The organism is Sinomonas atrocyanea (assembly GCF_001577305.1).
In the GTDB taxonomy this organism is placed as follows: Bacteria; Actinomycetota; Actinomycetes; order Actinomycetales; family Micrococcaceae; genus Sinomonas; species Sinomonas atrocyanea.
Map to the genome: position 1 here is coordinate 2873813 of NZ_CP014518.1, position 13240 is coordinate 2887052.

Consider the following 13240-nt stretch of genomic DNA (forward strand, 5'->3'; position numbering starts at 1 on the left):
AGCTTCTGGGAGTCACTTCCTGAAGGTCAGCTCCTGCGGGCGGACGGATCCGACCGGCTTTCTCGCACTCGGTCCGGCGTGTCGGCTCTGGGGACGGCGTGTCGGACCGCATGGTGCCCCAAAGCAGGTCGATCTCGTCCCCCCGGGCGCCGGGCGTGGGCTCCGGCGGCGAGCCGCCGGGGCGGTGCTCGACGCGCACGACGCCGCCACTCGCCGTCGGCCGCCCGGTTCACCTCGGCGAGCACTCGCGGGAGGTGACTTTCAGAAGCTGACCCACAGAAGGTGACCTCCAGAAGGTGACCTCCCGAAGGTGACCTTCAGGACGTGACCTTCAGGACGTGACCTTCAGGACGTGACCTTCAGGACGTGACTTTCAGGAGGTGACCTTCAGAAGGTGACTCCCAGGGGGGGGTCAGCGGCGGCCGCGGGTGCTCGCGGTCTCGATGCGGCTCGGGTGGCCGGCCATGCCCGCGGCCCGGGCCTGCTCCACCGCGGGGCCGATGGCCTTCAGGAGGGCGTCGACGTCGGCCTCGGTCGAGTTCCAGCCGAGGCTGAAGCGCTGGGAGCCGCGCGCCTCCTCCTCTGAGCGGCCCATGGCGAGCAGCACGTGGGAGGGCCGGGGCACCCCTGCCGTGCAGGCGGAACCGGTGGACGTGGCGATCCCGGCCATGTCGAGCAGGAACAGCAGCGAGTCGCCCTCGCACCCGGGGAACGTCACGTGCGCGACCCCGGGGAGCCGCGCCGCGGACTCCCCGCGCTCGGCGGGACCGCTCACGACGGCGTCGGGCACCTCGCGCTCAATTCCCGCCAGGAGCCTGTCCCGCAGCCCTGCGAGGCGCCGGGCCTCCTCGGGACGGCGGGAGACGGCGTCGCGCGCGGCGACCGCGAAGGCGGCGGCACCCGCGGCGTCGAGCGTGCCCGAGCGCAGGCCGCGCTGCTGGCCGCCGCCGTGCAGGAGGGGCGTGAGGGCGACGTCGCGGCGGACCGCGAGCGCGCCGGTCCCCACCGGGGCCCCGAGCTTGTGGCCGCTCACGGCGAGGGTGGCCAGCCCGGATCCTGCGAAGTCCACGGGGAGGTGCCCGAAGGCCTGGACGGCGTCCGCGTGGACGGGCACGCCGTGGGCCGCGGCGAGGCGGACGGCCTCGTGGACCGGCTGGACGGTGCCCACCTCGTTGTTGGCCCACATGAGCGCCGCGAGTGCCACCGAGCCGGGGTCCTGCTCGAGCTCCGCGCGGAGGGCATCCATGCTGGTGACGCCCGCCCGGTCGCAGGGCAGCCACACGGCCTCCGCGCCCTCGTGCGCCTCGAGCCACTCGACGGTGTCCGCGACCGCGTGGTGCTCCACGCTCGAGCAGAGGATGCGCCTGCGCCGCGGGTCCCCGTCACGTCGGGCCCAGTACAGGCCCTTGAGGGCGAGGTTGTCCGCCTCGGTTCCTCCCGAGGTGAAGACGATCTCGGTCGGGTGGGCCCCGAGGGAGGCGGCGAGCGATTCGCGGGCGTCCTCGAGCACGCGCCGGGCGGCCTGCCCCGCGGCGTGCAGGGAGGACGGGTTGCCGCCGCGGGCGATCTGGCCCGTGTAGGCGGCGAGGGCGGCGGGGGTCACGGGCGTGGTCGCCGCGTGGTCGAGGTAGACAGCCACATCTCCACTGTAGGCGCCGCGCGCGCAGGCTCCGCCCGGCGGCCTCGCCTCAGGGCGTTCGCGGGACGATCCGGGCGCAGCACGCGTGGCCGCCAGCGCCCGGTTCCACGGCCTCGACCGCGTGCTCGGCGTCCGCGCACCCGGCCAGCGCGCCGGCGAGCAGGGCGCCGTTGAGGCTGCAGACCACCTCGCGGTGCCCGCGCGAGAGGCGGTGGAAGGGGCAGTTGTCCAGCTCGATGGATCCGCCCTCGCCCGGCACCGGGTCGTAGCCCGTCGCGCCGAGGACTGCGCCGATGCTCCCGTACTCGGCTCCGAGGGCCTCCCCCGCCTCCCGGCCCACCGCGGCGAGGGCCTCGGTCATGGGCGTGCCGCCCGCCATCGACCGCTCGGCCGCCGCGGCGAGGAGGTCGCCGGCCAGCTCATAGGAGCGCTCGGGCACCGCGGCGACGACCTCGGTGAGGGCGGCCTCGTAGAACTTGGAGGGGCGGCCGGACCCGGGCCCGCGCCGTTCGGACGGCTTGGCGAACGTGGCGGACAGCACGCCGTCGTCCACGAGCCGGTCGAGGTGCGCGGCCGCGGCCGCGCGGGAGACACCGAGCGCGTCGGCGGCCTCGTCGCGCCCCACGGGCCGCCCGGCGGCGCGGACGTAGAGGTAGAGCGCACGACGCCGGTCCTCGCCGAGCGCGGCCAGCGCGCCGAGGCGCTGGCGCCAGGTGGGTCCAGCCATACACCCATCCTACATCCAAAACTGGGATCCATTGTTTTAGATCCGAGAGGAGTCTAAAATTCGAAACACCATTTATATCGAAGGGAGAAGGCCATGTCCGCCACCTCAGCCTCGCACCACGGACGGCTGCCCGGAGCCGGCGGCGCAGCGCGCCGCGTGCGCTCGCTCGCCCCCGCCGACCAGGCGTACCTCATGCTCAGGACCCTCTATGTCGTGGCCCCGATCCTGTTCGGGCTCGACAAGTTCTTCAACCTCCTGACCTACTGGCCGGACTACCTCGCCCCGGTTGCCACCGCGATCGTCCCGATCGGCGCCCAGACCTTCATGCACATCGTGGGCATCGTCGAGATCGTCGCCGGCCTCCTCGTGGCGTGGACCCCGCGCTGGGGATCGCTCGTCGTCGCGCTGTGGCTGGCCGGCATCATCGCGGACCTGCTCGTGCTCGGGCACGGCTTCGACGTCGCGCTGCGGGACTTCGGCCTGCTCGTGGGAGCGCTCGCCCTCAGCCGGCTCGCCCGCCGGGCCTGACGGCGAGGTCGGCCGCCGGGGCTGCGAGGACGGCCAGGGCGCGGGGAACCACGCTGATGTCCACGGCCCCGGAGGCGACCCGTTCCCCGTCCGCGTAGACCACCAGGCCCGGCGCGGCCAGCCGCACGCTGTGCGCCGTGCTGAGCCCAACGGCCCGGTGCCCCACGTGGGCTCCCCGGAACACCTTCGGGAAGACAGCGAGGAAGGCCGGAACGGACAGGGGGCCGACCACGAAGAGGTCCAGCGCGCCGTCGTCCGCCCGGGCGGCGGGCGCGACCCGCATGCCGCCGCCGAGCGAGGGTCCGTTCGCCACCGACACGAGCATGGCCCGCTGGGTGCGGGCCACACCGTCGACCGTGAGCTCGAACGGGATGGGCCGGAAGGAGACGAGCTCGCGCAGCACGGCGAGGACGTACCTGGCCCTGCCCCGCGGCCAGCACCAGGCGTTGGCGCGCTCGTTCACCCGCGCGTCGAAGCCGGCCGAGGCCACGGCCACGTAGTGGCGCCGCCCCCCGGCCCAGTCGATGCGGCCGAGGTCGAGGCGGCGCGGGCCGGCCTCGAGGGCCGCGAGGAGCACCTCCACGGCCGCCGGCACCGAGTCGAGCGGGATCCCGAGCAGGCGCGCGACGTCGTTCCCCGTCCCGGCGGGGATCACCCCGAGGGGCACGGCCGTGCCCACGAGGACGTTGGCGACGAGGTTGACGACGCCGTCGCCGCCCACCGCGACCACCGCGTCGGAGGCGGGCAGCGCCGTGGCGACGGCCTCGGCGAGCTCCGCCGCGCTCTCCCGGCGCAGCTCCGTCACGGCCACCCCGCGCGAGCGCAGGGCCGCCGCCGCCTCGCTGCCCCGCCGGCCCCCGAGACCGGCGTGCGCGGCGGGGTTCACGGCGAGGGTGATCCTTGCGGGAGAGGCCTCGGGAAGGGTCATGTGCGCGATTATCGCAGCGGTCCCCCCTCGGGGCGGGACGGCGTGCCCGGCGCCCGCCCCTACGATGGACCCATGCCCGCGCACGTGCCGTCCCACTACGAGGTGCTCGGCGTGCCCGTGACCGCGAGCGAGGGCGAGATCCGCCGCGCCTACCGGCGCGCCGCCCGGGCGCACCACCCCGACCACGGGGGCGACGTCGTCGAGTTCCGCCGGGTGACCCTCGCCTTCGAGGTGCTCTCCGACCCGCGCGCCCGCGCAGCCTACGACCGCAGCTATTTCACGTCCTCGCCCCAGCGGGAGGGGGGCCGCCCCGCGGAAGGTGCCGCCGCGGCGTCGTCCGCCGAGGGCCGCCCCGGCGCGGCCGGCTTCACCGCGAGGCCGGCCCCGCGAGCGGGCGGCCAGCGGAACCCGGCGGGCGAGCCGGCCGTCTACGTCCCGCCGTTCGAGCCCGGCACCGTGCCGCTCCTGCCGGCCGCGGTCGCCGCACGGGCCGAGCACGGGGTGCCTCGCCGGCGCGGACTGTTCGGGGCCGAGGCGAGGATCCAGCGCGAGGAGCGCACCGCCGCGCTCATCCGCCGGCGCATCCTGGGCACCATCCCCTCGGCGCGGCTGCTCAACGGGCTGCGCTCCCCCCGGGACGCCTCCCACGTGGCGCACGCCGTCCTCGCCGGCTATCGGCTCGCCCTCGTCGACTCGATGCTCGTGCCCCGGGGGAACTACGCGTGGGACGGTGCGCACCTCATCCACGGCTCCCGCACCGTGGCGCCGCCCCGGCTCGCCGAGCAGGTGCGCGACTTCCAGGACGTGTTCGGCGAGCTGAACGTGCAGGGCTACATCCTCGTCCAGACCCCGGACGAGAACCCGCATGAGCCCGTCATCGACGTCCGCCGCGGCGCGGGCGCCCTCGTCGAGCCGCTCAACGCCTCCAAGTTCGTCCGCGAGCTCACCTTCTTCCTCTCGTCCGGGCCGCAGCCGAACGTGGTCCTCGTCCCGGCGCTCGCCCGGCTGCTCACGGGCCTGCACTGACGGGAGGGCGCCCGGGCCCGCCTAGGATGGAGGGCGTGTTCCGCATCCTCTTCTACACGCCCGAGATCCCGGGCAACACCGGCAACGCCATCCGGCTCTCCGCCGTGACCGGCTCGCACCTGCACCTCGTCGAGCCGCTCGGGTTCAACTTCGAGGACGCCAACCTGCGCCGCGCCGGCCTCGACTACCACGACCTCGCCCACGTCACCGTCCACGCAACGCTCGAGGACGCCTTCACGGCCCTGCTCCCCGCGCGGGTCTTCGCCTTCACGTCCCACGGCGACACCCCGTTCGCCGACGTGGCGTACGCGCCGGGCGACGTGCTCTTCTTCGGGCCCGAGTCGGTGGGCCTGCCGCAGGAGGTCCTCGACGATCCCCGGGTCACGGCGCGCGTGCGTCTGCCGATGCTCCCGTCGCGGCGCTCGCTCAACCTCGCGAACTCCGCCTCGATCGCCGTGTACGAGGCCTGGCGGCAGAACGGCTACGCCGGCGCCCAGCTCTGAGGGGCTCAGAAGCCCGCGATCGTCTCCGGGTTGTTGACGGAGACGACGTGGAACTCCTCGGCGGACGCACCCGGGGCGAGGCCGGCCTCGCGCGCGGACTCGCGCATGCGCGAGCGCACCGATTCCTCCATGGCCGCGACGTCGGGGTGCTGGCTGATGTGGATCTGGAGCGCTGCGATCTTCGTGTCCACGAAGCCGCTGACATCCGTGTAGTGGTTGGTGCGTTCCCGGGGTCCGGCATACAGCCACAGCCACGGGAGCCGGTAGGCATCCAGGCCGGCCTCGGCCAGCTCGGGGTACGCGTACGGATTCTCGAGGGCCGGGTACACCGCCCGCGTGACCGCCTCGCCGCACGCGAGGTGGTCGGGGTGGGACTTCTGGATCCGGTCCCAGTTCCGCTCGGGGTGCATCGCGAGCACGACGTCGGGGCGCACCCGCCGCACGAGCTCGACGACGTCGCGCATCACCTCGTGCGTGGGCTCGAGGTACCCGTCCCGGTAGCCGAGGAAGTGCACGTCGGTGACGCCGACCAGGGCCGCGGCACCGCGCTGCTCCTCGTGGCGCATCGCCACGATGCCCGCGCGGTGCTCGGGCTCGAAGCCGCCCGCGTCGCCGTCGGTCATGATGCAGTAGTGCACCTCGACCCCGGCCGCCGTCCAGGCCGCGACGGTGCCGGAGACGCCGAAGTCGAGGTCGTCCGGGTGGGCGCCGAACGCGACGACCCGGCGCACCCGGTGGCGCTCCGGGTCGAACGGTCCCGCCGCCCCGGAGGCGCCGCGGGCGCCGGCGGTCTCGGCAGGGGCCATCAGCCGCGGCGCCGCTTGATCTCGGCGGTCGCCTGCGGCAGCACCTCGAACAGGTCGCCCACCACGCCGAAGTCGGCGATCTCGAAGACCGGCGACTCGGGATCGGAGTTGACCGCGACGATGACCTTGGCCGTCTGCATGCCGGCCTTCTGCTGCACGGCCCCGGAGATGCCGGCGGAGATGTACAGCTGCGGCGAGACGGTCTTGCCCGTCTGGCCGACCTGCAGGTCGTGGCTGACCCAGCCGGCATCGGCAGCAGCGCGCGAGGCGCCGACCGCGCCGCCGAGCGCATCGGCGAGCTCCTCGACGGGCCCGAAGTCGCCGTCCGTCCCGCGGCCGCCGGCCACGACGACGCGCGCCTCGGTGAGGTCGGGGCGCCCCGAGCTGACCTTCGCGGCCCGGCCCGTGACGCGCGCGGAGCGCGTCAGCGCGTCCGCGGGCACTGCTACCGGGGTGACGGCGGCGGACCCGGGGGCCGGCGCGGCGGGGCTCCCGAGGTCGAGGTTCGCCTTGAGGGTCAGGATCGAGACCGGGCTCGTGGCCCGCGCGCGGTCCTCGTAGGAGCCCGCGAGGACGGACTTGTGGGCCGTGCCGTCGGGCTCGAGGCCCACCACATCGGTGATGACGCCGGCGCCGAGGCGCACGCCGAGCCGGGCCGCGGTCTCCCGGCCGGTCGGCGAGTTGTCGAGCAGCACGGCGCGGACCGGCCGGCCCTGCGCCTCCGAGGCAGAGACCACCTCGGCCAGCCACGCCGCGGTGGGCCCCACGAGGTACTCGGACAGGTCGGCCCCGTCGGGCACGTAGGCGGCGGCCGCGCCGTTCTCGCGCAGCTGGGCGAGAACGGCCTCGCCGACGGGGGCGGTCGCGGCCACGGACACCGTGCCGAGGAGGCGCCCGGCGGAGAGGAGTTCGAGCTGGGACTTCTTCAGGGACTCCCCGACGCCGTCGAGGACCACCAGGACATTCGCTTCGGTCATTGCCTTCTCCCTCAGATGAGCTTCTGCGCGGCCAGGAAGTCGACGAGCTTGACGCCCGCGTCGCCCTCGTCGGTGATGATCGTGCCGGCGGCGCGCGGCGGGCGCGGCTTGGCCGACTCCACGGCGGTGAGCGATCCCGCGGCGCCGACCTGGCCGGCGTCGAGCCCGACCTCGGCGAGCGAGAGCGTGGCGATCTTCTTCTTCTTGGCCGCGAGGATGCCCTTGAAGTTGGGGTAGCGCGGCTCGTTGGCCTGGTCGGTGACGGAGACGAGGGCGGGCAGCTCGGCCTCCACGGTCTCGGTCACGCCCTCGCCGTCGCGCTGGATCGCCACGGTGCGGCCCGAGACCTCCAGCGAGGACGCGAACGTCAGCTGGGGCAGGCCGAGGTGCTCGGCGAGCTGGGCCGGCACGAGGGAGGTCTCACCGTCGGTCGAGGCCATGCCGGTGATGACGAGGTCCACCTCGCCGAGGGACCGGATCGCAGCGGCCAGCGCGAGCGAGGTGGCCCACGCGTCCGAGCCCGCGAGCGCCTCGTCGCTGAGGTGCACCCCGGAGCTCGCGCCGATCTGGAGGGCCTTCTTCAGCGCGTTGGCGGCGTCGGGGCCGCCCATGGTCAGCGCGATGACCTCGTTGCCGCCCTTGTCGCCCCCGCGGGCGTCCGTGAGCTGCAGCGCGGCCTCGAGGGCGTACTCGTCCAGCTCGGAGAGGATGCTCTCGGAGCGGTCGAGGGTGCGCTCAGGGCCGATGTGACGGTCGAATTGCGCATCAGGGACGTGCTTGACCAGCACGACGATCTTGAGGGTGTCTCCCACGGTCCAAGGCCTTCCATGCTCGCGTACGTGCCACGGGCGGGGACCGTCCGTGGCAGGTGCGCCCGGATCGCCTGCGGGCGCGACTGCGCCGCGCGCGGCGTGCATGCCGGGCACGCCCTAGCTAACCACACGCGCCGCCGAATGCGCTGCCCCAGCCCGACTCTGTGTCCCTGTGCGGCCCGGTCCTCGAGCCGGGGACTCCCCCGACGGCCGACGGCGCGCCCCGGCTCAGTGCCGGGGCGCGCCGTCGTGCGGGGTTCGGGAAGGGGCGGTGGGCTACCGGGCGGCGCCCACCGTGACGTCGATGTCCTGGGACTGGCCGTTGCGCAGGACGGTCACCTTGACGGTCGAGCCCGGCGCCTGCTCGTGCACCGCCGCCGTGAGCTCGGAGGCGTCGCCGATGGGACGGCCGGCGAACTTCGTGATCACGTCGCCCTGGTGGATGCCCGCCTTGTCCGCCGCCGAGCCGGAGGTCACGGACACGACCTGGGCGCCGGTGGAGAAGGCCGAGCTGGTGCCGCTGGCGGACTGGGACTGGACGGAGACGCCGAGCTGGCCGTGCGTCGCCTTCCCGTTGGCGATCAGCTCATTGGCGATGCGGTGCGCGTAGTTCGCGGGGATGCTGAAGCCGACGCCGATGTTGCCCGACTCCGAGCTGCCGCCGGAACCCGACCCGGTCGAGGCGATCGCCACGTTGATGCCGATCAGCTGGCCCTGGCTGTTGACGAGCGCGCCGCCCGAGTTGCCCGGGTTGATGGCCGCGTCGGTCTGGATGACGTTCAGGCTCACGGTGCTCTGGGCGGACTGGCGCTGCGCCTGGCCGCCGCCGGGGGGCGCGAACTGGAAGCCCTGGCCGCCGTTGTCCTGCGAGTTGTCGCCGCCGTTGGGCGCCGCCGAGGACTGGACAGAAATCGTCCTGCTGAGGTTCGAGACGATGCCGTCCGTGACCGTGCTGTCCAGGCCCAGGGGGGCACCGATCGCCACGGCGATGTCACCGACGTTGAGCTTGCCGGAGTCGCCGAAGGTCACCGGGGTGAGGTTCGCGCCGTCGACCTTCACAACCGCGAGGTCGCTGAGGGGATCCGTTCCGACCACCGAGGCCTTGTAGACCGAGCCGTTGTTCGCGCGGACCTCGATGGTCGGATTCGCCACCTGGCCGTCGAGGGTCACGACGTGCGTGTTCGTGAGGATGTGGCCCTGGTTGTCCAGCACGACGCCCGACCCGGTGCCCGAGGAGTTGCCAGAGGAGACGCCGATCGTCACGACGCTCGGGGAGGCCTTCGCGGCGGCCGCGGTCACGGCGTTCACGCTGTCCTGGTTGTTCACGATCACCGGGCTCGAGTCCTGCGACTGGGACGCGGAGCTCGTGAGATGGGGGGCCCAGAGGCTCGCCGTCCCGGCCGCGACTCCGCCGCCGACGAGGCCCGCGACGAGCATGCCGCCCACGAGCACTCCGGTCCCCCAGCGCCCCTTCTGCCCGGGACGCTGGCTCGCGGGGCGGAAGAACGAGTTCCCCTGGTTGCCCGGGTGGCCCTGCTGCCCATACTGCGGCTGGCCGTAGGGCGCCGGCCCCTGCGGGGGCCCGTACAGCGGCGCACGCTGCCCGTACTGCGGGGCCTGCTGGCCGTACTGCGGGGCCTGGGGCCCATAGTGCGGGCCGTGCTGCGCGCCCTGCTGGGGGCCCTGCTGGCCGTACTGCGGCGCACGCTGGCCGTACTGCGGGGCCTGCTGGCCGTACGGCTGAATCGGCTGGGTGGGCTGGTCCTGGTGGGGGCGCGGGCCCTGAGGCTGCGTCGGCTGCTGAGAGGCGGGGCCCTGCGGCTGCTGGCCGCCCTGCTCCCTCCCCGGCTCGCCGGCAGGGGGAACCGCCGGCTGCTGCACGGGCCCACCGGCATGGTCGCGGGGGTCGGGGGCTCCCGAGCCGGACTGTGCCGGACGGGGATCGCTCTCGTTCATCACTGATGTCCTTTCCCTGAACTCCTTATCCACTATGGTCCCCCAAGCTGTGCTGGACGCTTCTGTTCTCTGGAAGCTTGCTGGGAGTCCGCCGAAAGAGATCCCGTTTCACTCCCGGCGCAGTGCCCGCCCGTGCGGGCCACTGCGGGCACCCCTAGAATCAAGGTACGTGAGACAGCCGCCGGCGGCGTGATGCGCTGCCGGAAGCTGCGCGGAGCGGGGCCTACGCCCCCGAACGAGGCGAAGGATTAGCGCATGCGCTCGACCGTGAAGACCCTCCTTGCCGGCCTCGCGGCGGCCTTCCTCCTGCTCGTCCCGGCCACGGCGCCCGCCTGGGCCACCAACCCCGTGACGATCCCCTCCGGGACGAACATCGTGGATCCCCAGGGTGCGCTCGGGTCACGGAAGGGCGAAGTCCAGAAGGCGATCTCGGATCTCCTCTCCCAACACCGTGTGAACCTCTACGTGGTCATCGTGGACTCCTTCACCAACCCGAGCGACCGGACGGCCTGGGCCCAGGCTGTCGCGAAGAACACGGGCATGGGCGGCTCCGACGTGCTCCTCGCCATCGCAACGTCCGGGCAGTTCCAGCTGGTGGCGAACACCCAGAACGCTGCTGTCTACCCGAAGGTCCCGGCCATCGCCCAGAACGCTGTCACGCCGAACCTCGCCGGCGGCAAGAAGGACTACGCCCAGGCAGCCATCGACACCGCCAAGGCCACGGGCGATGCCGCCGCCGGGGGCAGCGGCAACGTCTCCTCGGGCTCGGGAGCGGTGCCGTGGCTCGTGGGCGGCGGCGTGGTGCTCGTCGGGGCCGGCGCCGCGTACCTCATCTCCCGCAGGCGCAAGGGCTCGTGGGCCCAGTCTCCGGACCAGGCCCGGTCGGCCCAGGGCGAGCCCGACCCGCTCGCATCGCTCAGCGTGGAGGAGCTGCGCACACGGGCGGCCGGGCTCCTGGTCCGGGCCGACGACGCGGTCCGCTCGAGCGAACAGGAGCTCGGCTTCGCCGAGGCCTCCTACGGCTCGGACGCCGTGGGCAACTTCACCCGGGCCCTCGCCGAGGCCAAGGCACACCTGGCCGAGTCCTTCAAGCTCCAGCAGCAGCTTGACGACCACCTCCCCGACACCGAGGCGCAGCAGCGCCAATGGCTCGGGGACATCATCCACCGCTCCGAGGCGGCCATCGCTTCGCTCGCGGAGCAGAAGGCCGACTTCGACGCCCTCCGCGAGCTCGAGCGGAACGCCCCGCAGGCCCTCGCCGAGGTCGCCACCGGCGCTGCTGAGGCCGAGTCCCGCCTCGCCGCGCAGAAGGAGACGCTGGCACGCCTTCAGGCTGCCTACGCGGAGTCCGCCGTCAAGCACGTGGCCGACAACGTCACGCAGGCCCAGGAGCGCCTCTCGTTCGTCGCGAACGCCTCCGGCACGGCACGGGAGAGGCTCGGCGAAGGGCAGACGAGCCCAGCGGCCGTCGCGGTGCGGGCGGCCGAGGAGGCACTCCACCAGGCCCGGGTCCTCCTCGAGGCGATCGGCAAGGCAGCCACGGCCCTCGATGACGCACGGGCCAAGGGAGACGCCGCCCTCGCGGACACCCGGGCCGACCTCGCCCAGGCCCGGGCCCTGGCCGGGCAGGGTGACCACCCCGAACTCGCGGGTCCGATCGCCGCTGTCGAAGCAGCACTCGACACTGCCCAGCGCGAGATGACGGCCGAGAAGCCGGACCCGATCGCCACCCTGCAGCGCATCGAGGCGGCCCACACCCAGCTCGACACGGCCCTCACGGGCGTCCGCGACCGCGAGCAGCAGGCCCAGAGGGCCGCTGCGTCCCTCCAGCAGGCCATCCAGTCAGCCCAGGCCCAGATCAGTGCCACAAGCGACTACATCGCTGCGCGCCGCGGCGGCGTCGGCACAGAGGCCAGGACGCGGCTCGCTGAAGCCCAGCGCAATCTCGACTATGCCCTCTCGATCTCGCGCACGGATCCCACCACCGCGCTTGCCTACGCCCAGCAGGCCAATGCGCTCGCCGCGCAGGCCGCGCAGCTCGCCCAGCACGATGTCGACCAGTTCGCCGGCTGGGGCGGCGGCCCGGGCGGCGGCGGAATGTTCGGTGGCGGAGGCCTGGGCGGCGCGGTGCTGGGCGGGATCATCATCGACTCGATCCTGCGCGGAGGCCACCACGGTGGCGGTGGCTGGGGCGGCGGCGGGTTCGGTGGCGGCTGGGGCGGCGGAGGGGGCGGAGGATTCGGCGGCGGAGGCGACTTCGGCGGCGACGGCGGCAGCTTCTAGGCCGCACGGGGGAACGCAGAGGCTTTCCACCAGTGACTTTCAACCACACGAAAGGGAGCACCATGGTAAAGCAGTCCATCTTCGGGCGCATCGCACAGCTGGCCAAGGCGAACATCAACACGCTGCTGGACCAGGCGGAGGACCCGCAGAAGATGCTGGACCAGATGGTCCGGGACTACACGAACAACATCGCCGAGGCGGAGGCGGCCATCGCCCAGACCATCGGCAACCTCCGGATGCTCGAGGACGACCACGCCGAGGACGTCAAGGCAGCCCAGGACTGGGGCAGCAAGGCCCTCGCGGCCTCCCGCAAGGCCGATGAGTTCCGCGCCGCCGGCAACACCGCGGACGCGCAGAAGTTCGACAACCTCGCGAAGGTCGCCATCCAGCACCAGATGTCCTCCGAGAACGAGGCGAAGGCCGCCGAGCCGACGATCGCGACCCAGAACGAGGTCGTCGAGCGCCTCAAGACCGGCCTCGACCAGATGAAGGGCAAGCTCAACGAGCTCACGGCCAAGCGCAACGAGCTCGTGGCCAGGGCCAAGACCGCCCAGGCCCAGACCCAGGTCAGCGATGCCCTCAAGAGCATCGACATCATGGACCCGACGAGCGAGGTCGCACGCTTCGAGGAGAAGGTCCGGCGCGAAGAGGCCAGGGTCCGCGGCCAGCAGGAGCTCGCCGCCTCGAGCCTCGACGCCCAGTTCAACCAGCTCGAGGACCTGGGCGAGCAGACCGAGATCGAGGCGCGCCTCGCAGCCCTCAAGCAGGGTGCCCCTTCGGCAGCCCTGGGCACCGGAACCGGCCAGCCCGCCGCGGCCCCCGCCGTCGAGGAAGCCGACGCCGACAGGCGCTGAGGCGGACGGGAGGTGCGCCGGGCTGCGGCACCGCGGACATGCAGTGAGGCCCCGGACCAGATGGTCCGGGGCCTCACTGTGGGAGTTGCGGGGGCAGGATTTGAACCTACGACCTCTGGGTTATGAGCCCAGCGAGCTACCGAACTGCTCCACCCCGCGGCGTGCCTTCAACTCTAGCAGCGGGGCGGACGTCGGCCAAAT

General features: G+C 73.3%; 12 protein-coding genes and 1 tRNA gene. 5 read left to right on the top strand and 8 right to left on the bottom strand.

Annotated features, from left to right (window positions below; genetic code table 11):
• Window positions 1-412: 412 nt before the first annotated feature.
• Window positions 413-1639, bottom strand: a complete 1227-nt coding sequence (locus tag SA2016_RS13200; RefSeq protein WP_066498818.1) for a cysteine desulfurase family protein — start codon at window positions 1637-1639, stop codon at window positions 413-415.
• 49 nt (window positions 1640-1688) lie between these two features.
• Window positions 1689-2366: a helix-turn-helix transcriptional regulator gene (locus SA2016_RS13205; RefSeq protein ID WP_066498820.1), complete on the bottom strand. Its 678-nt coding sequence runs from the start codon at window positions 2364-2366 to the stop codon at window positions 1689-1691.
• A 93-nt stretch (window positions 2367-2459) separates the two neighbouring features.
• Between SA2016_RS13205 and SA2016_RS13210 the strand changes: the two genes are divergently transcribed.
• Entirely contained in the window at window positions 2460-2894 is a 435-nt protein-coding gene (locus SA2016_RS13210) for a hypothetical protein (protein ID WP_169803075.1), read from the top strand.
• Here SA2016_RS13210 and SA2016_RS13215 read toward each other — a convergent pair.
• A complete protein-coding gene (locus SA2016_RS13215; protein WP_066498822.1) occupies window positions 2869-3822 on the bottom strand; it encodes a diacylglycerol/lipid kinase family protein in 954 nt (317 codons plus the stop codon). The genes SA2016_RS13210 and SA2016_RS13215 overlap by 26 nt on opposite strands.
• A 72-nt stretch (window positions 3823-3894) precedes the next feature.
• Between SA2016_RS13215 and SA2016_RS13220 the strand changes: the two genes are divergently transcribed.
• The gene (locus SA2016_RS13220) at window positions 3895-4848 is read left to right on the top strand and encodes a J domain-containing protein (RefSeq protein ID WP_066498823.1); all 954 of its coding nucleotides are present in this window, start codon (window positions 3895-3897) and stop codon (window positions 4846-4848) included.
• A gap of 35 nt (window positions 4849-4883) precedes the next feature.
• The gene (locus tag SA2016_RS13225; RefSeq protein ID WP_066498824.1) at window positions 4884-5351 is read left to right on the top strand and encodes a tRNA (cytidine(34)-2'-O)-methyltransferase; all 468 of its coding nucleotides are present in this window, start codon (window positions 4884-4886) and stop codon (window positions 5349-5351) included.
• Window positions 5352-5356: 5 nt separating this feature from the next.
• Here SA2016_RS13225 and SA2016_RS13230 read toward each other — a convergent pair whose 3' ends face one another.
• The 4 genes from SA2016_RS13230 to SA2016_RS13245 all read right to left on the bottom strand — a co-directional run bounded on the left by SA2016_RS13230 (window position 5357) and on the right by SA2016_RS13245 (window position 9902).
• Entirely contained in the window at window positions 5357-6157 is an 801-nt protein-coding gene (locus SA2016_RS13230) for a PIG-L deacetylase family protein (RefSeq protein ID WP_066498826.1), read from the bottom strand.
• Window positions 6157-7134 carry an electron transfer flavoprotein subunit alpha/FixB family protein gene (locus tag SA2016_RS13235; RefSeq protein WP_066498833.1) on the bottom strand — a complete coding sequence of 326 codons (978 nt, stop codon included), beginning with the start codon at window positions 7132-7134 and terminating at the stop codon, window positions 6157-6159. Before SA2016_RS13235 ends, SA2016_RS13230 begins: the two co-directional genes overlap by 1 nt.
• A gap of 11 nt (window positions 7135-7145) precedes the next feature.
• Complete coding sequence (locus SA2016_RS13240) at window positions 7146-7946, bottom strand: electron transfer flavoprotein subunit beta/FixA family protein (protein ID WP_066498836.1); 801 nt, start codon at window positions 7944-7946, stop codon at window positions 7146-7148.
• 276 nt (window positions 7947-8222) lie between these two features.
• Complete coding sequence (locus SA2016_RS13245; protein ID WP_066498838.1) at window positions 8223-9902, bottom strand: S1C family serine protease; 1680 nt, start codon at window positions 9900-9902, stop codon at window positions 8223-8225.
• A 255-nt stretch (window positions 9903-10157) separates the two neighbouring features.
• Here SA2016_RS13245 and SA2016_RS13250 point away from each other — a divergent pair, with 255 nt between their 5' ends.
• Complete coding sequence (locus SA2016_RS13250; RefSeq protein WP_066498841.1) at window positions 10158-12185, top strand: TPM domain-containing protein; 2028 nt, start codon at window positions 10158-10160, stop codon at window positions 12183-12185.
• 62 nt (window positions 12186-12247) lie between these two features.
• Window positions 12248-13039, top strand: coding sequence for a PspA/IM30 family protein (locus SA2016_RS13255; protein WP_066498843.1), 792 nt, complete (start codon window positions 12248-12250; stop codon window positions 13037-13039).
• An 85-nt stretch (window positions 13040-13124) separates the two neighbouring features.
• Here SA2016_RS13255 and SA2016_RS13260 read toward each other — a convergent pair.
• Window positions 13125-13198: transfer RNA gene (locus SA2016_RS13260), tRNA-Met, on the bottom strand.
• Between the last annotated feature and the right edge of the window lie 42 nt (window positions 13199-13240).

What these genes read in the sequence shown, in the direction of transcription:
- SA2016_RS13205 (WP_066498820.1), bottom strand. Translation starts at nt 2,366, where the DNA reads ATGGCTGGACCCACCTGGCGCCAGCGCCTCGGCGCGCTGGCCGCGCTC.
- SA2016_RS13210 (WP_169803075.1), top strand. Translation starts at nt 2,460, where the DNA reads ATGTCCGCCACCTCAGCCTCGCACCACGGACGGCTGCCCGGAGCCGGC.
- SA2016_RS13215 (WP_066498822.1), bottom strand. Translation starts at nt 3,822, where the DNA reads ATGACCCTTCCCGAGGCCTCTCCCGCAAGGATCACCCTCGCCGTGAAC.
- SA2016_RS13220 (WP_066498823.1), top strand. Translation starts at nt 3,895, where the DNA reads ATGCCCGCGCACGTGCCGTCCCACTACGAGGTGCTCGGCGTGCCCGTG.
- SA2016_RS13230 (WP_066498826.1), bottom strand. Translation starts at nt 6,157, where the DNA reads ATGGCCCCTGCCGAGACCGCCGGCGCCCGCGGCGCCTCCGGGGCGGCG.
- SA2016_RS13235 (WP_066498833.1), bottom strand. Translation starts at nt 7,134, where the DNA reads ATGACCGAAGCGAATGTCCTGGTGGTCCTCGACGGCGTCGGGGAGTCC.
- SA2016_RS13245 (WP_066498838.1), bottom strand. Translation starts at nt 9,902, where the DNA reads ATGAACGAGAGCGATCCCCGTCCGGCACAGTCCGGCTCGGGAGCCCCC.
- SA2016_RS13250 (WP_066498841.1), top strand. Translation starts at nt 10,158, where the DNA reads ATGCGCTCGACCGTGAAGACCCTCCTTGCCGGCCTCGCGGCGGCCTTC.
- SA2016_RS13255 (WP_066498843.1), top strand. Translation starts at nt 12,248, where the DNA reads ATGGTAAAGCAGTCCATCTTCGGGCGCATCGCACAGCTGGCCAAGGCG.